The following is a 26473-nucleotide window of genomic DNA, read 5'->3' on the forward strand; positions in this document are numbered from 1 at the left end:
CGGACGAGATCGCTTATAGCGACCTCGTTCGTCAACAGCCTGAGACGGCGAGCGCCTTCCTATCAGCCATCCGTTCGGACGACGATATGGTCGACCTGACGAATGATTTGGTTGTTGTAGAGTGCATAGACCGGTCCGTCAGCCAACACTTTTCCATCTTGTGAAAACTGAAGATAAATCGAACCGACTTCGGCGAGCGGGATCGTCAATACCGTCTCCCCATAAAAGCTGACGTGCGTTGCCGTATTGAGCGGCTCGGCATTTTGGAGAAATGGTGCGAACGGCATCGCGAACGAGTCACGAAGCGCAGCGTCTTTATCGGCCCGCGACATCGGCTTATTGTGGTCGACGCGCGTCCCTAGTGTCAATCCGTCGTCCCATGCCTTCCCCATTTTGGCATAGTAAGCGTCTGAATCATTCTCGACGGCTTGGTCGAGTTCTTCGACTTTGCGTTTACGTTCGTCAAAAATCCATACGGTCGGGTCAATCGTCAGCGCGTGACGGACCGCTCCATCTAACGGAAAAATCATTGATACTCCCCCTTAACTAGCGATACAATGTATATTATACAGCTCTTCCGTGCAAAAAGGAAAACTGCGAGAAACACGCTTTGAATCTAGACTGTTCATTGAATTATGATGAAATATAATGTACAGTTGAGTTATGACAAACAGTCTGTCATTGTACGGAGGAGGGGTCGTAGTGGCGACAAATTTGGCTGCAGTCCAACGGGAACAGGCGCTTCACTTGCTTGAAGCAGATGCTGAAAAAATCCGTTGCTTGATTGAAGTGCAATTAGAAAACTTGAAAATGCCGAAGTGCCCGCTTTATGAAGAGGTACTTGATACACATATGTTCGGTCTGTCGCGCCAAATCGATTTTGCGGTCCGGCTTGGACTTATTTCAGATGTCGAAGGCAAGCAACTGATCGATTCATTGGAACAAAAGTTATCCGCGCTCGCGGAAGCTTCAGAATTATGAACCTTATACTCAAACTGTGCAGGCGGCGCTGTTTGAGTATTTTTTTATAACGGGTTGCGGATTGCTGTACATAAGGAAGTGAAAACATGAAAACTCGGTTTCGGTACTTTGATTTCTCACTGTTCATTGCGGTGCTCTTGCTCGTTGGGATCAGCTCGATCATGATTTACAGCGCCAGTGTTTGGAATCGTGGTGATTACGCGAATAGTAGCTTGTTTTATCGGCAACTGTTCTATGCAGGGTTTGGGATTGTCGTCTATTTGATCGCGACGATGTTCCGGTATGAAAACTTCCGCAAAAAGAACGTGTTGCGAAGCCTGTATGCGCTCTCGGTCATTCTATTGTTTGTCACTTGGGCGATGCCACCGCTGAACGGTGCCCGGGCTTGGCTCATCATCGGCGGTTTCACGATCCAGCCAATCGAAATCGCCAAGTTCGTGTTAATTTTATTGCTCGCTAACTACTACCATCAGTTATGGAATCGTGAACTGACAGGATGGCCGGGCCGAATCGGCCGTGCGGCGATCGAACAGAAAAAGCTACGCGCCCAAATCGGGGCCTTTTTCGTCATCCCGGGCTTGTTCTACTTTTTTCCGTATGCCTTCGTCATAAATGGACAGCCTGACCATGGCGGATTGTTCGTCTTAGGGGTGATTATGTTCATGATGTGGTTAGCTGCCGGGGCCCCACTTCGCATCATCATCCCGGTGATTATTGCTGGAATTGGTTTTGTTTATGCTATGTATACGTTTGTTTTCACAGAAAACCAAGTTAGTCGGATTAACGTCGTCTTCAATCCATTCATGGACCCAGAAGGCTACGGGCACCAACTTCTCATGTCGATCATCTCGATCGTGCATGGGGGATTGACCGGCGTCGGACTTGGGAATAGTTATCAAAAGTATGGCTATTTGCCGGAGCCGGAGACGGACTATATCATGTCGATCATCGCCGAAGAACTTGGCTTTATCGGCGTACTCGTCGTCTTGGTGTTGCTCTTTTTCATCGCGTTCCGGGCAGTAAATATCGCCAACCATACCGACAACCATTTTGCGATGTTCGTCTCGTTCGGGATTGCCGCGCAAATCATGGTCCAAACCGGAATCAATATCGGGGCGATGTCGGGCTGGTTCCCGGGTACGGGTGTGACGCTTCCACTCGTCAGTTACGGCGGCACGTCGCTGATCATGACGATGGGAATTCTCGGTGTGCTCAGCAGTATCTCGATGCGTAACCGTCACCGAGAGGCGACACGCCGCGCGGGAATTCGCGAAAAATCAGAAGAAAACGTTCAAAATGCATCACTACATGTAGTAAGGTAAAGATGTATATGTAAACGATTTCCAAAATGGGGGGATTTAGGTTGAAATCAATTAGCAAATTGCTTGTAGCCAACCGTGGAGAGATTGCCATTCGTGTATTTAGGGCAGCCTCAGAATTAGGAATGCGTACTGTCGCCATCTATTCGCAAGAGGATAGTGGATCGTTACATCGTTTTAAAGCCGATGAAGCGTATTTGATCGGTCTCAACAAGAAACCGATCGACGCCTATCTCGACATTGAAGACGTCATTCGAATCGCGAAGCAATCGGGGAGTGACGCGATTCACCCGGGTTACGGTTTCTTATCGGAAAACATTGAACTAGCTCGTCGTTGCCGCGAAGAAGGCATCATCTTCGTCGGACCGGACGAATCTCACTTGCACGCGTTCGGAGATAAAGTTCGGGCTCGTCAAAACGCGATTGCAGCCGGGCTACCGGTCATTCCAGGCTCGAACGGTCCATTGACTTCGTACGAAGACGCGCTCGACTTTGCGAACGTGCATGGTTTCCCGCTCATGGTCAAAGCCTCAATGGGCGGCGGCGGACGCGGTATGCGCGTCATCCGGACCGAGGCCGAGATGAAAGATTTGATTGAACGTGCCAAGTCAGAGGCGAAGCAAGCGTTCGGCTCAGACGAAGTGTACATAGAAAAACTAGTTGAACGTCCGAAGCATATCGAGGTGCAAATTCTCGGGGATGATCACGGGAACATCATCCATTTGTTTGAGCGTGACTGCTCGGTTCAACGTCGTCACCAGAAAGTCGTCGAAGTCGCACCGTGTGTGACGTTGTCGGAGGCGTCTCGTCAAGCAATCTGTGACGCGGCGGTTCAAGTGATGCGTCACGTCGGCTATGTGAACGCCGGGACGGTCGAGTTCCTCGTCACTGAGGATGAGTCGTTCTACTTCATCGAGGTCAACCCACGGATCCAAGTCGAACATACGATCACGGAGATGGTTACCGGGTTCGATATCGTCCAAACACAGCTCATGATCGCCCAAGGCGAGTCGCTTCACGGTGACGTGATTCACATGCCGAAGCAAGAAGATATCAAACTGCTCGGCTATGCGATCCAATCCCGTGTCACGTCGGAAGACCCGGCTAACAACTTCATGCCGGACACAGGGAAAATCATGGCGTATCGTTCGCCAGGCGGTTTTGGGGTTCGTCTCGACGGCGGGAACGCCTACGTCGGGTCTGAAATCTCGCCGTACTACGACTCGCTCCTCGTCAAGCTGTCGACGCACGGGATGACGTTCGAACAAGCGGCAGCGAAGATGGTCCGTAACTTGAACGAGTTCCGGATTCGCGGCATCAAGACGAACATTCCGTTTTTGATCAACGTCATGAAGCACCAAAACTTTATTAGCGGGGACTATAGTACATCGTTCATCGATGATACACCCGAACTGTTCGTCTTCCCGAAACGGAAAGACCGAGGGACGAAACTCCTCAACTATATCGGGGACGTCACCGTCAACGGATTCCCGGGTGTCGGCTTGAAAGATAAGCCGATCAGCCGCTCGGTCCGAATCCCGCAAAATCTTCCGGCCGAAGCGAAGCCGGGGACGAAACAAATCCTGACAGAACTCGGTCCAGACGGTTTGGCTGACTGGATCAAACGTCAACCAGAGCTGCTCTTGACGGATACGACGATGCGAGACGCCCACCAGTCGCTCCTCGCGACACGGATGCGGACGCAAGACATCTTGAATATCGCCGAGCCGACGAGTAAACTCATGCCAGAACTGTTCTCGGTCGAGGCGTGGGGCGGGGCAACGTTTGACGTCGCCTACCGTTTCCTCTCGGAAGACCCGTGGGTACGTCTCATGCGCCTTCGTGAGAAAATGCCGAACGTATTGATTCAAATGCTCCTTCGCGGTGCCAACGCCGTCGGGTATAAAAACTATGCTGACAACGTCATCGAGAAGTTCGTCCACGAGGCGGCTTATGCCGGCGTCGACATCTTCCGAATCTTCGACAGCTTGAACAACATTGAATCGATTAAACTCGCGATCGACGCGACGCTGCCGACAGGGAAAGTCGCAGAAGCGGCAATCTGTTACACCGGTGACTTGTATGACGGAAACCGTCCGAAGTATCACTTGCCGTACTACGTCGATCTCGCCAAGCAGCTCGAAGCGAGCGGAGCTCATATTCTTGCGATCAAAGATATGGCTGGCCTCTTAAAACCTGAATCGGCGTATGCGCTCGTGTCGGCACTGAAAGACGCCGTCGACTTGCCGATTCATTTGCACACGCACGACGCTTCGGGGAATGGGATCTTCACTTACGCACGGGCGACTGATGCGGGCGTCGATATCGTCGACGTCGCAGCGAGCTCGATGTCGGGTATGACGTCGCAGCCTTCAGGTGGAAGTTTGATTTACGCACTCGACCATCACGAACGCCAGCCGAAGATCGATGCGAAGCACTACGAAGTCATCAGTGACTACTGGCAAGACGTGCGTCATAACTATGAACCGTTCGAAAGTGACATGCGTGCATCGAATCCATCGGTGTATGAGCATGAGATGCCGGGCGGACAGTATTCGAACTTGCAGCAACAAGCGAAAGCGGTCGGTCTCGGTGACCGCTGGAGTGAAGTGAAGTCGATGTACGCCCGCGTCAACATGTTGTTCGGCGATATCGTCAAAGTGACCCCGTCGTCTAAAGTCGTAGGGGACATGGCACTCTTCATGGTCCAACATAACTTGAGCGAACAGGACGTCATCGAACGAGGAAATCAACTCGATTTCCCAGACTCGGTTGTCGAGATGATGCGCGGTGAGCTCGGGTCGCCTCCAGGAGGGTTCCCGAAAGACGTCCAACAAGCGATTCTCAAAGGTGAGGCGCCGCTCGAGGTCCGTCCGGGTAAACTGATCAAGCCGTACGACTTTGAAGCGGCTCAAACGAAGTTATTTGAGAAGCTCGAACGTCCGGTGACGGACTTTGAACTGCTCGCGAACGCCCTATATCCAAAAGTGTACGAGGATTACATCACGCATACGAACACATACGGTGACGTCTCGGTGCTTGACACGTTGACGTTCTTCTATGGATTGAACGTCGGCGAAACGATTCAAGTCGAAATCGAGACAGGGAAGACGCTCATCATCAAGCTCGTTCAAGTGAGCGCTGCGAACGAAGACGGAATCCGCCTCGTCTCGTATGAGATGAACGGCGTACCACGTGAAATCGAGATTAAAGACGTCAACGTGAAGTCGGCGACGACGAGCCGACCGAAAGTGGAACGCTCGAATTCGAAACAAGTCGGGGCCTCGATGCCAGGTTCGGTCTTGAAAGTACTCGTCGAACCAGGAAGCCGAGTGCACCGTGGGGAGCAACTTCTAGTCACTGAGGCGATGAAGATGGAGACGACGATCCAAGCCGCACAAGACGGTGAGATTAAAGCGATCCATATTAAAGAAGGCGACACAATCCAAAGTGACGACTTGTTGATTGAATTTGTATAATCAAAAGAAGCATAGCCAAGCTATGCTTCTTTTTTAGATAGGGAGTGGGAAAGATGAGACGAGTATGTTGGTTCCGGTCAGATTTTCGATTAAGTGACAACCATATGTTACACCGGGTCTTGAAAGATGCCTCAGGTGACGATGACATCGAGTTCGTCTTTTGGCTCAATCCGAAATACTGCGAGCCGTTCGAGACGCGACACGATTATTTTTTCGCGACGATGAAGCAGTTCATGCAGGAGCTCGCCGATCAAGAAATCGGGCTGCGCACCATTGTTGCCGACTCAGCGGAAGCGTTTGTCGAGCAGCTCGGACGACTCGACGCGCTTTATTTTAACGCTGAGTATGTCGAGCCGTTCAAACAACGTGACGATGCGGTCATCGAAGCGCTCGGGGGAGACGTGTTAGTCATCCGTTTGCTCGACCGTCATTTATTCGCCCCGAACGCGTTCACGAAAAAAGACGGGACTCCGTATAAAGTGTACACGCCATTCAAAAAAGCGGTGTACGCCGAGACGCCGCCGCAACCGTACGACGTCGACGTCGTTCGTTTGAAGCAACTCGCGACGAAGCAACATGAACTGCCTGATGAATTGAAACAACAGTTTGACCGGTGTGAACGTTCGTGGAAAGCACTTGGCGAAGAAGCTGCAATGAAACGGTTACGCGATTTTGTGGAACACCGGGTGACGAGTTACGCTGAAGACCGTGACATCCCGGCGATTGCCGGGACGAGTCGGCTGTCACCGTATTTACGGACCGGTGTGTTGTCGATTCGTACGGTCGTAGCAGCCGTCCTCGAGGCACGGCAGTCAACAGGACGTGACACGTATTACGATGAGCTGTTGTGGCGCGAGTTCTACTATATGATCATGGTCCAGTTCCCGGGACTGAAGGATCGGCCGTTCAATGACAAATATAAACATCTCGACTGGGAAGACAATGACGACCAGTTCGAGAAATGGTGCCGTGGCGAGACCGGGTATCCGATCGTCGACGCGGCGATGCGTCAATTGAACGAGACCGGTTGGATGCACAACCGGCTCCGGATGATCGTCGCTTCGTTTTTGACGAAACATCTGTTGATCGACTGGCGCAAAGGCGAGCGCTACTTCGAACGGAAGTTGATCGACTACGAGGCCGCCTCGAACATCGGCGGATGGCAATGGGCCGCTTCGGTCGGGACGGACGCCGTGCCGTATTTCCGGATCTTTAATCCGACCATCCAGTCGGAGAAGTTCGACGCGGACGGGACGTTTATCCGTAAATATGTAACCGAGTTGGCTGACGTTGACAGGAAAGCGATCCATTTCCCGGACCCGTCAGATCGGGACGGCTATATCGAACCGATCGTCGATCATAAGGCGGCGCGTGCAAGGGCGCTCGAGCGGTTCAAGGACGCACAGTGACAGATAGGCATACAAAAAGGAGCGGGCGACCGCTCCTTTGTTTCGTGATTTGGATTGATTCGTCAGACCGTTTCTTTTCGAGCTGCGTCTACCGCTCGATTGGTGCTTCGATACGCATGGTACGCCAAGTACGAGATGATCCCGAAGTAGCACGTGATCAAGAACGCGTGCAAGAGCGGTACGTATGTGGCGTGGCCGCCAAGGACGATCCATGCACCCGTGCCGACTTGAAGCATGATGAAGAATAGTGAGGCCCACATGCCCCGTTCGACGAGACGGTTCGTTTCGCGTCGGGCCAAATAAAGGACGTAGAGCGTGTAGAAGACGAGGAGTGCCGCCATGATGCGATGCCCCATTTGAACGTATGATTCGAACGTCCACACGTTTTGCTCACAGATCGGCCAACCGACACAGGCGTATGTCGCACCGAGGTGTCTGACGTAAGCTCCTGTGTAGACGACGACCATCGTGTAAATCGTCAACCCGTACAAGTGAATCTTTAGTTTTTCGGATACGGCTTTGTGTACCCGTTCACCTTCGAATAAAAGAATCGTCAGGATGAGTAAGGACGCGAACGAGACGAGCGAGATCCCGAAATGGAGCGCGAGAATCGCGTCCGACTGTTGCCAGATGACGGCTCCGGCGCCGATGATCGATTGAATCAACATGAAAATGAACGCTAGGAACGCGAACACTTTGACATCGAATCGATTTTTGACGACCGTGAACGTCCAAATCGTCAAGGCGATGATAAGGAGTCCCTCAATCCCTGACACGACGCGGTGACTGTATTCGATCATCGTCTCGACGCTCGGGTTCGTCGGGATCAGTTTCCCGTGACAGAGCGGCCAGTCCGTCCCGCAACCGTCACCTGAGTCGGTTTTCGTAACAGTACCGCCCATGATCAAGACGAGCATCATACCGAGGGTGACGAGGCTTGAGAATAGTGCGAGTTTTTTATGCATTCGTTTCCACCTGCTTTTTGAGAAAAATCACTAGAATTGTGCCTTGTATGTTTTTATTTTTTTCGCCATACTTATTATACGGCTTTAGTCCGGAAAAACGAAACGGAAAAGCTTGCAATCGCTATCAAAATCGTTATCCTAGTATTAGTACAGGAATTTTACTGTGACAATTATCACACGTTCGCCATAAAAAACTCGCTATTTTACAAGCATAAACGACGTATTCTTTTTGAAAATATGGTATCTTTGTAATGAGTTAGGTGTACTTTGTTCATATTGTGTTTTTTCTGTGAAAAGAATACGAGGATTTCGTGATTATGTGGGGGGGTCAGCATGACAAAAGTCAACCCGGGAACAGTGGCAGAAGTAGACTATACAGAATCAGCCGCCTCGTTCCGTGACTATGTTGCTTTGGCAAAAATGGGAATCGTACGCGCTAACCTTTTGTTAGTGTTCGCCGGTTTCTTTGTGGCAACAACATACCAGAGTGATACGCCAGTGCTTTATTTGTTTGAAGTTTGGCCACAGCTCTTATTAACGATGTTAGGAAGCGCGCTCGTCATTTCCGGGAGTTGTTACCTAAACAACTTCGTGGACCGTGATATCGACTACTTGATGGGACGTACAGACAATCGACCGAGTGTCACCGGTAAAATTTCAGGGGAGCGCATTTTACTTCTCGGACTTACGCAACTTGCGGTCGGTACATTGCTTTTATTGATCGTGTCTTACGTAGCAGCAGTCTTCGGTTTAATCGGGGCATTTTTTTATGTCGTCATTTATACGATGTGGCTAAAACGGACACATACGTTGAACACGGTCGTTGGCAGTATTTCCGGAGCGGTTCCACCGCTGATTGGATGGGCCGCGATTGACCCGGCGCTTCATATCGACGCCTGGCTCATGTTCCTCGTCATGTTCTTGTGGCAACCGCCACACTTTCTCGCGCTCGCGATGCGACGCGTCGAGGAATACCGGGCGGCAGGAATTCCGATGCTGCCCGTTGTAAACGGCTTCGCGATCACCAAGCGGCAAATCATTTGGTGGATTGCGACGCTCATTCCAGCATCGCTCTTGTTTATGCATTACGGTACGGTCTACGTGATCATTGCGGCCGGTCTTGGGGGCTACTGGTTATATCTCGGTTTGAAAGGGTTTAAAGCCGAAGATGAGATCAAGTGGGCTAACAAAATGTTCTTTTATTCATTAATTTATTTAGTCGTGTGGATTGTCGCGCTGGTATTGACGGCACTTTGGTAATCGCACTCACTATATAGAAAATAGAAACCATTGCACATCATTTTGGGAGAAAGTGGGGATTGTTGTGAAATCATTTAAGAAGCTTCTGTTTGGCATCGTCCCGATGATGATGTTCGCGCTGCTATTGTCAGGGTGCGGCGTAGAGGGATTGTCTGCATTGAAGCCGATGGGAGAAGGCGCTGAAATTCAGCTCCGGATCATTCTCATCAGTTTGGCAATCATGCTCTTTGTACTTGTCATCGTAACGGTCATTTACGTGTACGTGCTCATGAAATTCCGTCGGAAAGATGAATCGATTCCGAAGCAAGTGGAAGGTAGCAGCACGCTCGAGATGATTTGGACAGTCGTTCCAATCATCTTGCTCATCATTCTCGCTGTTCCGACAATCACAACGACTGTCGAGCTCGCGAAAGCGAAAGAAGCGAAAAAAGAAGAAGAAATTAACGTTACAGCCAACCTGTATTGGTGGGAGTTCGAATATCCGAACGCTGGTGTTGTCACAGGACAAGAACTTGTCATCCCGGTCGGTAAACGGGTCGGCATCAACTTGACATCAAAAGACGTCATTCACTCGTTCTGGGTACCGGCTTTGTCTGGTAAGACGGATACGAACCCAGGGTTAGATAACGAGATGTGGTTGCATGCGAACGAAGCAGGTACGTTCTACGGTAAGTGTGCCGAGCTTTGTGGACCATCGCACGCGCTCATGGACTTTAAAGTCATCGCCCTCGAGCAAGCTGATTACGATCAGTGGCTCGAAGACATGAAAGCGAAGCAAGACGAAAATACAGAAAAACTTGTCGCTGACAACCAAAACTTGACGACAGGTGAGCAAGTGTACGTCCAAAGTTGCTTGAGCTGCCACGGTGGCGGTAAAGTCGCGCCTAGCTTGACGAACTTCGGTGACCGCGAGTGGTTGGCGGGTTATCTCGAAAACAACGAAGAAAAATTGAAAGAATGGATTCGTGATCCACAAGCATTAAAACAAGGCGCGCTCATGCCTGGCTTCAGTGAAGGCCAAATCAGTGATGAAGAGTTAGATGCACTCGTTGACTTCTTGTACGATCAGAAGATTGACTAACGGGAAAAGGGGGATTTCACGTGGCACAGACCACTGCTATGCAGCAACCGCGTAAATACAATGGCATCATGGATTGGGTTACGACGGTTGACCACAAAAAAATCGGTATTTTGTATTTGTTCTCAGGAATCTTCTTCCTCCTTCTCGGTGGAATTGAAGCGTTACTTATTCGTTGGCAACTCGTCCGTCCGATGAACGATTTCGTCAGCGGCGAAGTGTTCAACCAGTTGATCACGATGCACGGGACGACGATGATCTTCCTTGCGGCGATGCCGATGCTATTCGGTTTCATGAACGCCGTCGTGCCGCTTCAAATCGGGGCGCGCGACGTCGCGTTCCCGTTCATTAACTCGCTCGGTTTTTGGTTGTTCTTCTTCGGTGGACTCATGTTGAACCTTAGCTGGTTCTTCGGCGCTGCACCGAACGCGGGTTGGACGGCTTACGCGCCGCTCTCGACGCAACCGGAAGCGACAGGGGTCGACTTCTACGCCCTCGGTCTTCAAATCTCAGGGTTCGGTTCACTCATGGCCGGGATTAACTTCCTCGTCACGATTTTGAACATGCGGGCACCAGGCATGAAACTCATGCGGATGCCGCTCTTCACTTGGACGACGTTCGTCGCTTCGGCGTTGATCGTCTTCGCGTTCCCGCCGCTTACAGTCGGCTTGTTCATGTTGATGTTCGAGCGTCTGTTCGGTGCCGTTTACTTCAATCCGGCAATGGGCGGTAACGTTGTCATTTGGGAACACCTCTTCTGGATCTTCGGTCACCCAGAAGTTTACATTTTGATTTTGCCGGCGTTCGGTATTTTCTCGGAAATCATTCCGACGTTTGCCCGTAAACGCTTGTTCGGTTACACGACGATGGTATTCGCTACGATGCTCATCGGGTTCCTTGGCTTCATGGTTTGGGTTCACCACATGTTCACGGTCGGTCTTGGACCGGTCGCAAACTCGATCTTTGCCGTCGCGACAATGGCTATCGCCGTTCCGACAGGGGTCAAAATCTTCAACTGGCTGTTCACACTTTGGGGTGGGCAGATCAAGTTCAACGTCGCGATGCTTTACTCGGTGGCGTTCATCCCATCGTTCCTCGTCGGAGGGATGACAGGGGTTATGCTCTCGGTCGCACCGGCTGACTATCAGTACCACGATAGTTACTTCGTTGTCGCCCACTTCCACTACGTAATCGTCGGTGGGGTCGTCTATGGTCTTTTCGCAGGACTTTACTACTGGTTCCCGCTCATGTTCGGCAAAGCGCTCTCTGAGAAGCTTGGCTACTGGCAGTTCTGGTTGTTCTTCATCGGGTTCCACTTGACGTTCTTCCCGCAACATTTCCTCGGATTGTTCGGAATGCCACGCCGCGTCTTCACATACTTGCCGAATCAAGGGTTTGAGACGTTGAACTTGCTGTCGACGATCGGTGCCTTCTTCATGGGTGTGTCGACGATCATCTTGCTCATCGCAGTCGTCAAGGCGTTCTTGTCGAAAGAAGTCGTCAAACCTGACCATTGGGAAGACGGACGTACGCTCGAGTGGACACTTCCTGTGCCGACTCCAGAGTACAACTTTGCACAAACGCCGCTCGTCAAAGGGTTGGATACGTTCTGGCTCGAGAAGATGGCGGGTAATAAACGGGTTTCTGTCGCTGAACCAGTGTCAGACATCCATATGCCGAATAACTCATTGATCCCGTTCTTCATGTCACTCGGGTTATTCATCGCTGGACTTGGCGCGATTTTCCAAATGGACAACGCGGTTGTCGGTTGGTCACTCATCGTCATCGGTTTACTCATCACGTTCGTGTCGATGTTCCTCCGTTCATGGATCGACGACCACGGATTCTACATTCCAAAATCACAAATCGAAGCGGATTTGAAAGCGATTCGTGAGAAAGGAGAACAATAAATGGCACATGCAGTTGAAAAACACCCAGTGACCGGTATTCCGGCCAATCCAGAGAAAGCCACACTGGAAGGGAAGAATAAATATGTGGCCTTCTGGTTCTTCCTTGGAGGAGAGACCGTTCTCTTCGCCTCGTTGTTTGGAACGTACGTCGGGCTTCTAAATTCTGGTGCACCAGAGGAACTTCGCTCGTACAATATCTTTGAAATGGGGCTCGTCTTCTTGATGACGATGCTCCTCCTCACGAGCTCGCTCACGAGCGTGCTCGCGATGATGAACATGAAAGCGAACAATCCAGGTCGAATGAAGTTTTGGTTGATCGTGACGCTTCTTCTCGGAGCAGGGTTCTTAGGGGCTGAGATTTACGAGTTCATCCACTACTACCATATCGGTCACACGTTCACGTCGAGTGCGTTCGGTTCTGCGTTCTACACGCTCGTCGGATTCCACGGCGCTCACGTCACGTTCGGTCTCCTTTGGATCACGACGCTGTTGATTCGCAACTGGAACCGTCCGATCGATGTCTACAACGCACCGAAGTTCTACGTGTCGAGTTTGTATTGGCACTTCATCGACGTTGTTTGGGTCTTCATTTTCTCGATCGTCTATCTCTTAGGGATGGTGAGCTGACATGGAAAAAAATCCAATGAACGAAACACACAAACAGTTAGAGCTTGAAGTGAAGGCAGAGTCGAGACGCGAGTATCAACTTCAGTTGATCAGTTTCGCGATGATGATTTTGCTCACGTTTGTCGCGTTCGGCGCGGTCTACGCGGAGCTCATGCCGGTATGGGCAGCGGGTGGCTTCTTGATCATCCTCGCCATCATCCAAGTGTTCTTGCAGTTGTACATCTTCATGCATATGAACAACCGTGGCAACACGTGGATCGTCGGAATGATGTGGCTTGGTATTTTCGTAGCCATCATCACTGTCGCGGCACTTCGTTTGCTCATTTGGTAAAAATGTGACAAAGGATTGAACATCTGTGGAAACATAGATGATTCAGTCCTTTTTGCTTTACTTCAAAAATAAAGGAATAGTAATCTTGAAGTGAACGGTTTCATTGGTTTGGGAGAGAAAGAAAAGGGGTGAAGGGATGCTCTGGAATACATCAGAGCTACTCAAACAGTTCGATTGGATAACACTTTGGAGTCCATTGTTCGGATTGTTGATGGTAGGGTTGTACGTCCTCTATGCGTTCGTCACAGAGAGAATGGCGAAACGAGGGTACGAGTCGACCACGTTGCTACAAAAGTTCAGCATGTTGTTTGCGATCGTTCTCTATTACATCGGATTTGGTAGTCCAGTCGATGTGCTCGCGCACATTATCTTCTCGGTGCATATGTTGCAGATGGTGCTCGTCTACGTGTTAGCGCCGGCGCTCGTCATTTACGGATTGCCGTATTGGGTATTTGAAAAATTATTTAGTTATAAAGTAATCGGGCCGACGCTCAAGTTTATGACGAAACCGCTGATCGCGCTCGTGTTGTTCAACGCGTTATTTACGTTTTACCACATGCCATTCATCTTTGATTACGTGTTAACGAACTATGGGGTGCATCGCATCTTTCACGGGGCTCTCGTCGTCTTCAGTTTGACGATGTGGTATCCGGTCATCGCCCCATTCCTCTCCGATGAAGAAGAGGGGATGTCCGATTTGAAACGGATGGTGTACATCATCGCAAATGGTGTTTTGCTAACGCCTGCTTGTGCGTTCATCATCTTCAGTCAAGGAATTCTCTATAACGCCTATACGGACGTTGAGACGTTCGCGACGGTGCTCGGATACTGTATGCCGAACGGAGACGTATCCGGTCTCGACTTAAACGCCTTGATGGGTGCGACGAACAGCGCCCTCGAAGACCAGCGCTTCGGCGGGGTATTGATGAAGCTTGGTCAGGAAGTCGTGTACGGTTTCTTCTTCGGCTGGACGTTCTTCGGTTGGGTACGCCGGACGAAATCGCTCGCGCTTGACGAAGGCATGTCATTCACACCGAACGAACCGAAAGAGAAAAAATGAACTAAGTCAAAGGGGAAACATCGATGAACTATCTTGCCTTAATTAGTGTGACATTCATTGTAATCAGTGCGATTTTGGTCGCCATCGGCTGGACGATTATCGCGCGCGACCGCCGCAATATTGAAAAGCATAAGAAAGTCATGACAGCAGCTGCCGTCGCGGCGACAACGTTCTTTATCCTTTACGTCTCGCGGACGATCTTTGTTGGGAATACAGCATTTGGAGGTCCGGACTCGGTGAAGCCGTACTATCTCGCTTTCATGATTTTCCACATCATCCTGGCGACGACAGGTGGTATCCTCGGATTGATCACACTCTATCTTGGCTATAAAAACAAGATCGAGAAACATCGTAAAATCGGACCGAAAGCATCAGTCGTCTGGTTTTTCACAGCCATTACAGGTGTGATGGTCTATGTTCTTCTCTATGTGGCGTTTGAACCGGGTGAGACGACGAACGTCTTCCGGGCCATCATCGGAGGATGACCGAAGAGAGGGGGATGAGCATGAAACGAAATAGTTACTTGACGGTCGGGTTGACGGTCGTCATTTTGATTGCTATCGGAGTGGGCTCGTATTTTCTCTTCTTCAAAGAAGATGATTTGCCGGTCATCCAAGAGCCGACCCCGTTCACGTTGACGAACGCGCTCGATGGCCAACCGTATGACTCAGATAACGGAAAAGTCAAAATCGTCACGTTCTTTTATACGAACTGTCCGGACATTTGTCCGCTCACGCTACGCGACTTCATGAAACTCGAGCAAGACTTGAAGGCGAACGACTTGTACGGCACTGACGTCGAACTCGTCGCCATCACGGTCGACCCGGAAGTCGATACGATCCCGGTACTTGAGAACTACGGAGCGGCGTTCCAAGCTGAGCCAACTGGATGGAAGATGTTGACCGGTGACAAAGCCGACATCGACCGGATCACCCGTCAGCTTCAGTTCTATTATTCGAAAGCGAATAGTGGACTTGTCACCCACGCGACGACGATGTATATCATCGACCGTCACCATGATGTTCGTGCAGTCGCGCAAATGGCGACGACAGGAGAAAAACCCGTCGACATCGAAACCATTATGGAGGATGTGTTGGTGCTCGTTGCAGAAAAGGAGTGAAGAAGATGAACGATACGATGGCTGTCATCGGAAACGATTATTCATACGGAGATGTGACGATTGCAGAGCGGGCGATCGAGGATTTGATTGCGTGCAGCGCGATCGAATTCGGGTTGCGCGAAGTGAAAGTCGTGTCGCTCTCGAAAGAGCGGTACGATTATCTACTGATCGCACCCGTCTCGCTTAGCGAGGCAGAGCGGTTGTACCGTTACGTCCGCGACCAGTTCGATCTATTGCTCGGACAAGTCGACGTGACACTCAATGTGATTGCAAGTCGTTAAGCGTATGTAAAAATGGAGAACCCACAGCGGGTTCTCCATTTTTGTTGAGTGGCCAAAAGAAAAACCCCTTCGTTTAGAGGGGTTTGACTTCTAATGTTTCCGCAAGAGCCGCGAGACGACGCTCACAGTCGCGAACGATTTCTTCTGGGAACTCTTCATCGTACTCGACGCCGTGCGGGTAGTAATGTTTCCCGAGGATCGGTGTTATCATTTTCACGACTGCGTGACGGTCCTCGATTTGGCCTTCAATCGCATAAACCGGCAAGCGCAGGTAAAACGTCTCGCCCGTCGATTGCTTCTCGTACTTCATATCATACGTCGCACGCTCATAGTCCCAAGCGCCTTCACGGATGAAATGATGATGATCCATGATCGTCTCGAGCAAACCGAAGCGGATCTCTTTTCCCTCGATGTGGAACTGCTCAAATTTCATCATAATCCCCCTTTTCCCTAATAAACCTCATATGTCATCATATCATATTCGAAAACGTTCTTGGAATAACGTGTGTTCAAATTGTGAAAAAAAGATGAACGGTCAAGACATCGTTTCGAGATACGCCGCAATCTTGTCGGTAAGTCTCACGCCGAGCGGCATCAATCCTTCTGAACCGAAGAAGACGTTGAATTCCAAGATGTAAAAATTATCCCCTGAGACGATGACGTCGAACGCGGCGTGATTGATGTGAAGCGTCTTCGCGATCGAGAGCACTTCTTCCACGACGTGACCTGGGATATCGTCATACGAGAAGTGGGCACCTTGGGCGACGTTGTTTAAAAAGGCCTCACTGACGCGCCAATAAGAACCGACGACTTCTTCGCCGATGACGATGATGCGCAGGTCACGGTCGTTCGGGATGAACTGTTGGACGTAAAACGTCTCGTGTTTGTCGACGTATTCGAGCCATTCTTTTTCATTTTTAATGAGCCAGACGCCTTGACCCATCGAGGACTTGGCGGTCTTGGCGACGAACGGGTATTCGAACTCTTCAAGGACGCGTTCGATCGTGTACGGGTTCTTCCCGTAAATTGACGTCTTCGGGATGCGGTGCGGGAACGTCGCTGTGAAAGCGCGCGTCATCTCGATTTTATCGTGCCCGAGGTGGTACGTCGCCGGAGACGGGAAGATCGGTTTGTTCAACCCGTAAATGATCGAGTTGACCATCCAGTACTCCGGGAAGAGGACGAGATCGGCCGCCCGGACTTTATCGAGCTGATCATAATAATATTCTGGTTTCGCATAGTCGGTTTTCATACCGGCCGAGCGAATCATGTTAAACGAGACTTTTTTCATCGTACACCGCATGAAGCGGTGGTTCACTTCCTTTCTGCATTTACGTCACGTTCAATTATAAGTCCGATTGCTCACAGAGGGAATCAATTGTGGTAAAATCATGTCAGAAAGGGTGAAAGCCATGATTATTACTGAACAGACGATTGATTTGCTCGATCAAACAGAAGCATTGACTGCCTTGATCGAGACGAGCGAATCGTTCCAAACATATATCGCGACAAAACAAGCTCGCGCTCGCTCGAAAGAAGCCCAGGAAGTCGAACGGGAATTTTTACGAATGAAAGAGGATTATGAGTACGTGCAACGTTTCGGGAAACATCATCCGGATCACGATCGTATCAAAAAAGAGATGCATCTCGTGAAGCGTCGTCTCGACGTGCAACCGGAAGTGGCCGCCTTCAAAAAGGCGGAGCGTAACTTGGATAAGTTACTCGGAGAAGTGAGTGAGCTGTTGGCGTTCTCGGTATCTCCAAAAATCAAAGTGCCTACCGGCAACCCGTTCTTCGATGAGGGTGGCTGTTCCGGTGGCGGAAGCTGTGGCGGAGGAGGCGGAAGTTGTGGATGTGCTGGCTGAATCATTCGAGTTAAAAGGTCGAATCGGACTCGTCGTTTACGTGCAGTCGCTCAAACAAGTGAAAGCACTGCGTCGCTACGCAAACTTATATTACGTCTCGAAGCGTGAGAAGTACGCCTTTTTATATACAGACTTAGAAGACCATGAGACGATCATCGAGAAAATCAGTGCCTTGCCATTCGTCGACGCGGTCGTTCGGAGCGAACGGCCTTTCATTGCCGAGACGTACGAGCCAAAGCAGAAATAAACCGGCGAGATGAAGGTGGTGACGCCTTCATCTTTTCTAATGGAGGATCAACGATGCGAGTCATTTCAGGAGAACGGAAAGGGACGCGCCTAAAGGCGGTCCCAGGGTCGACGACACGACCGACGGCAGATAAAGTAAAAGAATCATTGTTTAATATCATCGGCCCTTACTTCGCCGGGGGAGATGCCCTCGATCTTTACGCAGGGAGTGGCGGTCTCGGGATCGAGGCGTTATCACGGGGGTGCGACCGTGCCGTCTTCGTAGATCGTCATGGGAAGGCGATTCAAACGATACAGGACAATCTACGGGCGACGCGTTACGAGGCACAAGCGACGGTTCAAAGGCAAGACGCACGGGCCGTCCTCGACCAACTCGCCGAGACGGGACAGTCGTTCAAACTCATCTTCATGGACCCGCCGTACCATGAGGAAGAACATGAATCGTTTTTACAACTCATTGAATCGAACCGACTGTTGACAGACAACGGCGTCGTCGTCTGCGAACATGGCAGCGAGACGACGTTGCCGGATCGGGTCGGTCTGCTCGAAAAAATTAAGGTTCAACGCTACTCGTCTGTCATTACGATCAGCCTTTACGAGTACGCAACGACCGAGGAGTGAACATATGAAACGGATCGCGATTTGCCCGGGGAGCTTTGACCCGATTACGAACGGACATTTAGATATTATTGAGCGGGCGGCAGCCATCTTTGATGAAGTGATCGTCGCGGTGCTCGAAAACTCGAGCAAGGCACCGTTATTCAACGTCGAAGAGCGGCTCACGCTCATTCGGGAAGTGACATCGCATTTACCGAACGTGTCAGCGGACGCGTTTGGCGGACTGCTCGTCGAGTATGCCGCTAAACGAGAAGCAGCGACGATCGTCCGCGGTCTTCGGGCCGTCTCTGACTTCGAATACGAACTTCAGATCGCTTCGATCAACAAGAAGTTAAACGAGGACGTCGAGACGCTGTTTATGATGACGAACAGCAAATACTCGTTCCTCAGCTCGTCGATCGTGAAAGAAGTCGCCAAATACGGTGCCTCGGTCGCTGAACTCGTTCCCGAACAAGTCGAACAGGCACTTCGGAAAAAATATGAAGTGAGTCAACAGCAATGAAGTCGCTGAAGATCGGCTTCGGTATCCTCGTCGCCGTGCTCATCTTTCTATTTGCCCCGTTACCTTATTACATCACGTATCCGGGCGAAGCGACGACCATCGAAACTTTTATGACAGTTGAAGACGGGACGAAAGATGCGGGTGAACTGATGATGGTCACGATCTCGCAACGACGGGCGACACCGCTTTGGCTCGTCGGGAGCTGGTTCACGCCGTTCACGGAAGCGAGTCCGTCTAGTCGCTATTTGTATGACGGCGAAGGGGAAGACGATTACGAGCGAAGACAGCAGCTGCTCATGTCATCGTCGCAGCAAGCGGCCATTCAATACGCGTACGGTCTAGCCGAAGAGGACGTGACCGTCACGTTTGACGGCATGTACGTCTCGGCTCCAATCACCGGGTCGCTCGCGGCGAACGTCCTTAAACCAGGTGACGTCATTACAGCGCTTGACGGCCAATCGTTCGCGTCACGTCTTGATTTCATCAAGCGCGTCTCGGCGTTCGAGGCGGGGGATGAAGTGACGATCACGCTCGAACGGGATGGACGGGAACGTGTCGTGAAGACACTCGTTCAACCGCTCGACCGGAGCGGGGACCGTGTCGGACTCGGAATTTATGAGCCGCTGCCGGTGCAAGATGTGCGCACAGAACCGGACGTCACGTTTGAACTGACGAACGTTGGGGGGCCCTCGGCCGGGCTCATGTTCACGCTAGAGATTTATGATCAGTTGACGCCGGGTGACTTGGCGGGCGGTGAGACGATTGCCGGTACTGGCACGGTCGATGAAGAAGGAAACGTCGGTCCGATCGGTGGGGCGTGGCAAAAAATCGTCGCAGCTGACCGAGCCGGTGCCTCGGTGTTCTTCGTGCCGGCCGGTTCGAATTATGATGAAGCGCTGGAATCACTCGACCGGCTCGAGAGCGACATTGCAGTCGTTCCGGTCGAAACGGTCGAGGACGCCATCGATTATTTGGAGTCGATGAATTGAGGGGTTTGCATATGCTCGAGCAGTGACCGGTTGTTGCCGAGAGGTAACCGGTACGCCTCGGTCACACGGGCTTCGAACGCTAAATCAGATTGGTACTTGCTGACGAGCGGTACCATTTTTTTTATGTCTTTTAAGACGCTACGGCCAATCGCATTGAATGCGAGCGGACGGACGTACGGGACTTCGTCAAATCGTTCCGGAAGTTCGTCACGTTTCCAATGGATGAGGACCGAGACGAGAGCGCGCTGGATGGCCGTACGTGTATAGCGTCGCGTCAACAGACCGCCCATAGCTTGTTCGAACGTCGGTGCGAGACCTGCTTCGATCAAGCGAGGGGACAACGAAGCGTCAATGCCGACGAGTTGTTCGAGTTCTGACTTCGGGATCGTCCGTAACTTGAATTGCAAGACAGGCCAATAGAGCGACCAGTGGGCCATCGACGTCTGCTGGAATAACGCCCGTGTCGCTTCTGGGACAGCCCGGACACTCCCGGTCTCGAGATAGTGGGCCCGGACGCCCGTTGCCGACATGACGTCCGAGACGCCTGTATCGTGGTAGCCGGCCCCAAGACGTTTTACGGTATGGAGTGAGATGGTGCGAGCGGCTTTCGCATAATGATAGGCGAGAATGTTGTTTGGAAGCGTCAAGTCAAAAGTTGGATAAAGTGCCGCAAACGCCTCGCTCGATGCTTTGGCGGATGACTTGCCTGCTTTTAAGGCGTGTTGGAGCGCGTCATGATAGGCAGGTGACGCTTCGATACCAGCGTGTGCCGCGCGCAGGATCGCATCGGCGTCGCCGCTCTCACTGCCGAACGAGAGCGTCTGGCATCCGATTTGTTCCGCGATGGCGACAGCCGCGCTTGCGAACCGGTCGGCGCGTTGGACGCCGTAACAAGTCGGCAGTTCGATCACAAGGTCGATCGCCCCTGTTTTGACTGCCGCCGCAGCCCGGCTCCACTTGTCAAAAGCAACCGGTTCACCGCGCTGTGTGAACTGGGCACTCATGATGGCGATCATGGCGTCGGCATCCGTTTCGATTCGAGCTGTTTTTGCCTGATAGAGATGTCCGTTATGGAACGGATTGTACTCCGCGATGATGGCCGTCTTTTTCATAAATTTACTCCTTTGCATTGTCGATTGGATTGGTGTAAGATAGGTAAGTACGCTTTGGCAAAGCGCCGTCGCCAACTGATTTTAGTGTAAAGAAAAAACATTGACAAAACAAGTTGGCCTATCTATAATTCATATTGTTGCAATTGAGGTGATTCGGATGAAGTGGTCTATTGCACAGCTACTTAAGCTACGAAACCAGGATGACAGTTTTTCCATCGATGAGATGGTTGAACTCGAAGAGCTTACTCAGCTCCATCCGGATATCCGTTCGATTCGTCCGGTGCATGTGCACGGGGATGCGTCGTTCACATCTAATCAAGTTACATTCAATTTGAAGGTTCAAGGGGACCTGACGTTGCCAGATGCGCGTACGTTAGAGGATGTCGTCTTTGAATTTGATATTGAATCGCTCGAGCCTTTCTTTTTGGAGAATGGGCGTTATACGGAGCAATTCGATGATGTCAATTTGCCAGAAGGAAATACGATTGATCTGCGACCGATCGTAAAAGAGCTCATCATGTTAGAAGTCCCGATTCAAATTTTCGGGAACGAAACAGACAAAACTCAGGTTGAAGGGGAAGGCTGGTCTCTCATTGACGAACAGCCGGACGACCAACCAAAAATCGACCCGCGCCTCGCGGGCCTTGCTGACTTGTTCTCTAAAAAAGAGGACGAGAACGGCTAACTTTTCAAGGAGGTGGACAACGATGGCAGTACCATTCCGTAGAACGTCGAAAACTCGCAAACGTCTTCGTCGTACTCACTTCAAACTTAACGTACCTGGTATGAACGAGTGCCCGAACTGTGGCGACATGAAACTTTCACACCGTGTTTGCAAATCTTGCGGACATTACAACGGTAAAGAAGTAACAAGCAAATAATGCGAAAAGAAGCGGTCTCCTTGGAGATCGCTTCTTTTTTTATTGTGTGGTCCTGGAAACAGATTGTGGTAAAATTCTTTGTGCACACTGTTTGTGGAGGGATAGCGAATGAAGCCGATCAAACGAATTGGGATTATCGGGAACGGGGCTGTCGGGATGTTGATGGCGTCTTTACTCGCGAAGGACTATAGCGTCACCTTGTACGGTCGAGGCGAAGAAACGAGAGACGTCACAATCGAACGAGCCGGTATGACGGAGGGGACCGTCGCTGTCCCGCTCAAACCGGTACATACACTCAACGAAACGGAAGCGGACGTCTTTTTCGTGACGACGAAAGCGCACCAAGTGCGCGCGGCGACAGAACGGCTTACCGGGGACGTCCCTGTGTTCATCTGCTCGAACGGGATTGCCCATCTCGAGTACGCTCGGGAACGAGGATTCCACTTAGGCGTCATCGAGCACGGGGTGACGCGAGACGGGAATCGAATTAACCATAGCGGCCTCGGCCGAGTTCGAATCGGGAGCTTGCATACTCTACAGCCGCTCACGTTCATCGCCTCGCCGCTCCAAGTCGTGTGGGAAGCGGATATCGAACAAGTCGTCGTTGAAAAGTTGTTTGCGAACGCGATCATCAATCCGATCACTGCACTTTGTCGCGTCCCGAACGGAGCCGTCGCCGAACCGCCTTGCCGCGAAGTCGCGCAAACGATCTATGAGGAGCTGACACCGCTGTTCGATCAGTTCGTACCTTATACATATATTGAGACGATCATCGAGAAGACAGCTCAAAACCGCTCTTCGATGCTTCGAGATATCGAGGCCGGACGTATGACCGAGGTCGATGCCATCTTGACCCCGCTCTTGAAACGGGCCGAGGACAGAGGCCGAAAACTGACGGTCATCCCACTCATGCAAAAATTGATAATAGGAGCGAGCGCATCGTGTTAGTGTATATCGTTTCATTTCCGCTTGTCATATGGTTTATGGTGTATATGATATTTAGAAAAATTATGCCGAAATCGGTCAATACGTTTAAACTTGTCTGCGATGCCGGAGTGTTCCTCTGGTTTTATGCGTGTACGGTCCTATTAGAGACACTCGTCGGGGACGACGTCTTTTGGTTGCTCTTAGCCATCTGCTGCGCTATTTTTCCGGCAAATGCGATTTGGCAGCGAGTCCGCCACGAAGAAGTCTTATATACAAAAATGTTCGTACACGGCTGGCGATTGTTATTTTTACTACTCGTCCCGTTACACGCCGTGTTGTTTACGCTCGGTGTCGCAAATGAAATGATTCATTGACCGTTTGAAAGGAAGTCGTTATACGTGAGGATAGAGTCGCTAGACGCCATGTACAGTCCATCTTCCCCGATGATCCAAATCGAAGCGGGATATACGAAGTGGCTGGACTATAAAGGAATGGACGAGCTCGAAGCTCGAGCGAGCGAGCTTGAAGGACGCTCATACCCGCATCTGGAATCGTTAGCAGAGATTCTTCGGGCGCAACAGACGGTTCACGGTCCGCTCTCGGACGTGCTTGACTCAAAACTCGACGCGCTCGCGAAAGGCGAGGCGTTCACGATTGTGACCGGACAGCAAGTCGGAGTCTTCGGGGGCCCGTTGTTTGCGGTGTATAAGCTGTTAACCGTGCTCAAACGAGCGAAACAGGCGGAGGCCGTGCTCGGTAAGCCGGTCATCCCGATTTTTTGGATGGCGACCGAGGATCATGACTTCGCCGAAATCAACCATGTGTACGCCCCCCAGCCGTTGTCACGGCAACTGCGGAAAGAAGCGTTGTCGACCGTTCCGCTCGCAGGGAAAGCATCGGTCGGAGAACTCGAATTCGACCGTCTCAAAATCGAACTCGTCCAAATGTTGCAACGTCTGTTCGTGTCGGAGACAGAGACTGTCCATACGGCGACGCTTTATCATGAGCTTGTCGCCTTACTCCAAGCGAGTCACTCGTTCGCACAATTTTTTGGGAAGATGATGCGGCGTTTCGTCGGGAACGATTTTCTCCTGTTCGACCCGCATCAGCCTGGCGTACGCCGGCTCGAACGTGAGGCGTTCAAACAGTTGATCGTGCAACACGACCGCTTGCACGAAGTGTTCCGCGACTCATTCGAGGACGGCATGCCGACCGTAGAACTGAACCGCGATGCGGCCCACGTGTTTTATCATGACGGGACGCGTGAATTGTTGACGAAAGAACAAGATGTCTTCACGACGAAACGCGGTCACCGCTTCACGGAGGCGGAACTGTTACAAGAAATTGATGAGCATCCCGAACGGTTCTCGAATAATGTCGTGTCCCGGCCGCTCATGCAAGATTACTTGTTCCCGACGCTCGCATACGTCGCCGGTCCGGGGGAAATCGCCTATTGGCTCCAACTTCGTCCGTTGTTTCATGTATTCGGTTGGAAGATGCCGTTGTTGATCCCAAGACTTGGCGCTGTCGTCATGTCGACGAACGACGAGAAAAAACTCGCTCAAGAAGGGACCACGCTCGTCGATTACTTGACGAATCCGCTCCCGGACCATTCGTTCGATGACGAATCGTTTGACCAAAGTCTGTATGCCTACCGCACGCTGTCTGAAGCAATCGGGCAAGAGGCAGGAAAGCGCGGGCATCGCTTTGAGACGAACGCGCGACATATCCTTGACCGTCTTGCTGACGAGATGCGGGCCGAGGCGAAGCGCGAGCAGTATCGTTTGAATCGACGTCGGATCCATCTGTCGACACGCTTGCTGCCGATGGACGCACCGCAAGAGCGGATCTGGTCGATGGTCCCACTGATGAATCGTCACGGAGACGATTTATTCGTTCGGTTACGCGCCGCCTATGAACAGGCGGAATGGGAGCGTTGTTTAGTCAAAATTTGATTGTGAAATCGTAAATGATCGAGGTTCTCCACTTGTTTGGAGAACCATTTTTTGTTTGTTACCTTTTTGTTTCCTATTTTCGCTAAAAACCAATGCGTAGCTTGACATTTTTATGATAAAGTAAATGTAATAAACTAGTTGAAAAATGTAGGTTGAGAGGGTTTTTGTATGTTTGAGCATGAAACGGTTTTAAAAATGGAGTCTGTTGATGGATTGAACATCAAACCGGACGGAATTTACGTCGATTGTACGTTAGGGGGAGCCGGTCATAGCGAAGAGATTGTGAAACGCCTGACGACGGGCCATCTTTACGCCTTCGACCAGGACGACGTCGCACTCACGCACGCTGCTGAGCGTTTGGCTCCATATGAGGACCGGGTTACGTTTATAAAGAGCAACTTCGTCCACCTGAAAGACGAGTTAGCGGTACGAGGTGTGACAAAAGTCGATGGAGTATTATTTGACCTCGGTGTCTCTTCACCACAGTTAGATGAGGCAGAACGCGGCTTTAGCTATAATTTTGACGCTCCGCTCGATATGCGAATGGACCGGTCACGAGATTTTTCGGCGTACCACGTCGTCAACGAATGGCCGTTCGGGGACCTCGCCCGCATTTTCTTTACATACGGGGAAGAGAAGTTCTCGAAACAGATTGCGCGTAAGATTGAACAAGCTCGTGCCGTCAAGCCGATTGAGACGACGTTTGAACTCGTCGAATTGATTAAAGACGCAATTCCGGCGCCGGCGCGACGCAAAGGCGGCCATCCGGCGAAACGGACGTTCCAAGCGATCCGTATCGCTGTGAACGACGAATTGAACGTGTTCGATCGTGCCGTCCAAGACGCGATTGACATGCTCGCCATCGGTGGACGGATTTGTGTGATCACGTTCCATTCACTTGAAGACCGCATCTGTAAGCAGGTTTTCAAAGAGAAGAGCCAGTATCCACAGTTGCCAAAAGGATTGCCGATTATCCCAGAAGAGTTCGAACCGGAATTGAAGCTGATTACACGCAAGCCGATCACTGCCGGAGATAACGAACTTGAAGACAACCGCCGGGCCCGGTCGGCCAAACTTCGGATCGCTGAAAAACAAAAATAGATTGTACGTAGGAGGGATACCTGATGCCAGAAGCTGCCCGCAAGGCTCTGCAGCCTCAAATTTCACCGAATCGAAATCCGATTCCGCAAGAACGACCAATACCAGCTCCGAAACGACGTACGTTGACCTTGTTCGAATCCATCCTGTACCCGACGATGATTTTCTCGGTCGTCTTGTTCGGTGGCATCACGGTGTCGAAACATAACGAAGCGTACAATATTATGCGAGATACTGCTGTCATCAGCCAAGAGATGAACACGATCTCGAAAGAGAATGAAGAACTGAAGTATGAGATTGCCCAACTAAGCTCACCTGAGAGAATTTATGCGATTGCTGAAAAGCTCGGCATGCAGTTCAATGAAAAGAACGTTTTGGTGATCGACTGATGAATTCTCTACAACAGAGTAAAAAAAGAGTGGCGTGGGTGGCGATCGTTTGCTTCACACCGCTCTTTTTA

30 protein-coding genes are annotated in these 26473 nt (G+C 51.0%); 25 read left to right on the top strand and 5 right to left on the bottom strand.

Annotated features, from left to right (window positions below):
- Window positions 1-62 precede the first annotated feature (62 nt).
- Complete coding sequence (locus A6395_RS14105; protein ID WP_071399532.1) at window positions 63-530, bottom strand: hypothetical protein; 468 nt, start codon at window positions 528-530, stop codon at window positions 63-65.
- Between the two features lie 172 nt (window positions 531-702).
- Here A6395_RS14105 and A6395_RS14110 point away from each other — a divergent pair, with 172 nt between their 5' ends.
- From A6395_RS14110 to A6395_RS14125, 4 genes are all read left to right on the top strand, one after another.
- The gene (locus tag A6395_RS14110) at window positions 703-981 is read left to right on the top strand and encodes an Fpa/YlaN family protein (RefSeq protein WP_070327584.1); all 279 of its coding nucleotides are present in this window, start codon (window positions 703-705) and stop codon (window positions 979-981) included.
- Window positions 982-1067: 86 nt separating this feature from the next.
- On the top strand, window positions 1068-2303 hold the full coding sequence (locus A6395_RS14115; protein ID WP_071399533.1) for an FtsW/RodA/SpoVE family cell cycle protein: 1236 nt from the start codon (window positions 1068-1070) through the stop codon (window positions 2301-2303).
- A gap of 26 nt (window positions 2304-2329) precedes the next feature.
- Entirely contained in the window at window positions 2330-5779 is a 3450-nt protein-coding gene (locus A6395_RS14120; protein ID WP_071399534.1) for a pyruvate carboxylase, read from the top strand.
- Between the two features lie 53 nt (window positions 5780-5832).
- Window positions 5833-7188 (top strand): cryptochrome/photolyase family protein, encoded by a 1356-nt coding sequence (locus tag A6395_RS14125; RefSeq protein ID WP_071399535.1) that lies wholly within the window; start codon window positions 5833-5835, stop codon window positions 7186-7188.
- A 62-nt stretch (window positions 7189-7250) separates the two neighbouring features.
- Here the strand turns inward: A6395_RS14125 and A6395_RS14130 are convergent, their stop codons facing one another.
- A complete protein-coding gene (locus A6395_RS14130; RefSeq protein ID WP_071399536.1) occupies window positions 7251-8153 on the bottom strand; it encodes a COX15/CtaA family protein in 903 nt (300 codons plus the stop codon).
- Window positions 8154-8486: 333 nt separating this feature from the next.
- On the opposite strand from A6395_RS14130, the gene cyoE reads away from it, so the two are divergent.
- The 9 genes from cyoE to A6395_RS14175 all read left to right on the top strand — a co-directional run bounded on the left by cyoE (window position 8487) and on the right by A6395_RS14175 (window position 15820).
- Window positions 8487-9413, top strand: coding sequence for a heme o synthase (gene cyoE / locus A6395_RS14135; RefSeq protein WP_071399537.1), 927 nt, complete (start codon window positions 8487-8489; stop codon window positions 9411-9413).
- A gap of 103 nt (window positions 9414-9516) precedes the next feature.
- On the top strand, window positions 9517-10494 hold the full coding sequence (gene coxB / locus A6395_RS14140; RefSeq protein WP_071399550.1) for a cytochrome c oxidase subunit II: 978 nt from the start codon (window positions 9517-9519) through the stop codon (window positions 10492-10494).
- A gap of 38 nt (window positions 10495-10532) precedes the next feature.
- Window positions 10533-12401 (top strand): cytochrome c oxidase subunit I, encoded by a 1869-nt coding sequence (gene ctaD, locus A6395_RS14145; RefSeq protein ID WP_071399538.1) that lies wholly within the window; start codon window positions 10533-10535, stop codon window positions 12399-12401.
- Complete coding sequence (locus A6395_RS14150) at window positions 12402-13028, top strand: cytochrome (ubi)quinol oxidase subunit III (protein ID WP_071399539.1); 627 nt, start codon at window positions 12402-12404, stop codon at window positions 13026-13028.
- Between the two features lies 1 nt (window position 13029).
- Window positions 13030-13359 carry a cytochrome C oxidase subunit IV family protein gene (locus A6395_RS14155; protein ID WP_083273975.1) on the top strand — a complete coding sequence of 110 codons (330 nt, stop codon included), beginning with the start codon at window positions 13030-13032 and terminating at the stop codon, window positions 13357-13359.
- Window positions 13360-13495: 136 nt separating this feature from the next.
- Entirely contained in the window at window positions 13496-14419 is a 924-nt protein-coding gene (locus A6395_RS14160; protein ID WP_071399540.1) for a cytochrome c oxidase assembly protein, read from the top strand.
- A 23-nt stretch (window positions 14420-14442) separates the two neighbouring features.
- A complete protein-coding gene (locus tag A6395_RS14165) occupies window positions 14443-14904 on the top strand; it encodes a DUF420 domain-containing protein (protein WP_016509532.1) in 462 nt (153 codons plus the stop codon).
- Between the two features lie 20 nt (window positions 14905-14924).
- Window positions 14925-15539 carry an SCO family protein gene (locus tag A6395_RS14170; RefSeq protein WP_071399541.1) on the top strand — a complete coding sequence of 205 codons (615 nt, stop codon included), beginning with the start codon at window positions 14925-14927 and terminating at the stop codon, window positions 15537-15539.
- Window positions 15540-15544: 5 nt separating this feature from the next.
- Window positions 15545-15820: a hypothetical protein gene (locus A6395_RS14175; protein WP_070327574.1), complete on the top strand. Its 276-nt coding sequence runs from the start codon at window positions 15545-15547 to the stop codon at window positions 15818-15820.
- A gap of 73 nt (window positions 15821-15893) precedes the next feature.
- On the opposite strand, the gene A6395_RS14180 is transcribed toward A6395_RS14175, so the two are convergent.
- Both A6395_RS14180 and A6395_RS14185 read right to left on the bottom strand, forming a co-directional pair.
- Entirely contained in the window at window positions 15894-16253 is a 360-nt protein-coding gene (locus A6395_RS14180; protein WP_071399542.1) for a YugN family protein, read from the bottom strand.
- A 102-nt stretch (window positions 16254-16355) separates the two neighbouring features.
- Window positions 16356-17111 carry an ATP-grasp domain-containing protein gene (locus tag A6395_RS14185; RefSeq protein WP_252100547.1) on the bottom strand — a complete coding sequence of 252 codons (756 nt, stop codon included), beginning with the start codon at window positions 17109-17111 and terminating at the stop codon, window positions 16356-16358.
- Window positions 17112-17232: 121 nt separating this feature from the next.
- On the opposite strand from A6395_RS14185, the gene A6395_RS14190 reads away from it, so the two are divergent.
- Genes A6395_RS14190 through A6395_RS14210 form a run of 5 tightly spaced genes read left to right on the top strand, consistent with a single transcriptional unit; the run spans window position 17233 to window position 20040 of the window.
- Entirely contained in the window at window positions 17233-17685 is a 453-nt protein-coding gene (locus tag A6395_RS14190) for a YlbF/YmcA family competence regulator (RefSeq protein ID WP_070327571.1), read from the top strand.
- Window positions 17669-17932, top strand: a complete 264-nt coding sequence (locus A6395_RS14195) for a YlbG family protein (RefSeq protein ID WP_016508973.1) — start codon at window positions 17669-17671, stop codon at window positions 17930-17932. The genes A6395_RS14190 and A6395_RS14195 overlap by 17 nt, the downstream gene beginning before the upstream one ends.
- Before the next feature lie 53 nt (window positions 17933-17985).
- The gene (gene rsmD, locus A6395_RS14200; protein ID WP_071399544.1) at window positions 17986-18552 is read left to right on the top strand and encodes a 16S rRNA (guanine(966)-N(2))-methyltransferase RsmD; all 567 of its coding nucleotides are present in this window, start codon (window positions 17986-17988) and stop codon (window positions 18550-18552) included.
- A gap of 4 nt (window positions 18553-18556) precedes the next feature.
- On the top strand, window positions 18557-19051 hold the full coding sequence (gene coaD / locus A6395_RS14205; protein WP_016509015.1) for a pantetheine-phosphate adenylyltransferase: 495 nt from the start codon (window positions 18557-18559) through the stop codon (window positions 19049-19051).
- Window positions 19048-20040, top strand: coding sequence for a SepM family pheromone-processing serine protease (locus A6395_RS14210; protein ID WP_071399545.1), 993 nt, complete (start codon window positions 19048-19050; stop codon window positions 20038-20040). The genes coaD and A6395_RS14210 overlap by 4 nt, the downstream gene beginning before the upstream one ends.
- Here A6395_RS14210 and A6395_RS14215 read toward each other — a convergent pair.
- Window positions 20019-21152, bottom strand: coding sequence for a tRNA(Met) cytidine acetate ligase (locus tag A6395_RS14215; RefSeq protein WP_071399546.1), 1134 nt, complete (start codon window positions 21150-21152; stop codon window positions 20019-20021). The two genes, A6395_RS14210 and A6395_RS14215, sit on opposite strands and share 22 nt — an antisense overlap.
- Window positions 21153-21309: 157 nt before the next feature.
- Here A6395_RS14215 and A6395_RS14220 point away from each other — a divergent pair, with 157 nt between their 5' ends.
- From A6395_RS14220 to ftsL, 7 genes are all read left to right on the top strand, one after another.
- Complete coding sequence (locus tag A6395_RS14220) at window positions 21310-21837, top strand: YceD family protein (protein ID WP_070327567.1); 528 nt, start codon at window positions 21310-21312, stop codon at window positions 21835-21837.
- Window positions 21838-21859: 22 nt separating this feature from the next.
- Window positions 21860-22033, top strand: coding sequence for a 50S ribosomal protein L32 (gene rpmF, locus A6395_RS15810; protein ID WP_081338944.1), 174 nt, complete (start codon window positions 21860-21862; stop codon window positions 22031-22033).
- Between the two features lie 108 nt (window positions 22034-22141).
- Window positions 22142-22981, top strand: coding sequence for a ketopantoate reductase family protein (locus tag A6395_RS14225; protein ID WP_071399547.1), 840 nt, complete (start codon window positions 22142-22144; stop codon window positions 22979-22981).
- Window positions 22981-23334: a DUF3397 domain-containing protein gene (locus A6395_RS14230; protein ID WP_255569975.1), complete on the top strand. Its 354-nt coding sequence runs from the start codon at window positions 22981-22983 to the stop codon at window positions 23332-23334. The genes A6395_RS14225 and A6395_RS14230 overlap by 1 nt, the downstream gene beginning before the upstream one ends.
- Window positions 23335-23403: 69 nt before the next feature.
- The gene (gene bshC, locus A6395_RS14235) at window positions 23404-24915 is read left to right on the top strand and encodes a bacillithiol biosynthesis cysteine-adding enzyme BshC (protein ID WP_071399551.1); all 1512 of its coding nucleotides are present in this window, start codon (window positions 23404-23406) and stop codon (window positions 24913-24915) included.
- Window positions 24916-25083: 168 nt separating this feature from the next.
- Window positions 25084-26016 (top strand): 16S rRNA (cytosine(1402)-N(4))-methyltransferase RsmH, encoded by a 933-nt coding sequence (gene rsmH, locus A6395_RS14240; RefSeq protein WP_071399549.1) that lies wholly within the window; start codon window positions 25084-25086, stop codon window positions 26014-26016.
- 23 nt (window positions 26017-26039) lie between these two features.
- Window positions 26040-26402, top strand: coding sequence for a cell division protein FtsL (gene ftsL, locus A6395_RS14245; protein ID WP_084813098.1), 363 nt, complete (start codon window positions 26040-26042; stop codon window positions 26400-26402).
- Window positions 26403-26473 lie beyond the last annotated feature (71 nt).

Source organism: Exiguobacterium sp. SH31, assembly GCF_001816105.1.
Lineage (GTDB): Bacteria > Bacillota > Bacilli > Exiguobacteriales > Exiguobacteriaceae > Exiguobacterium > Exiguobacterium aurantiacum_A.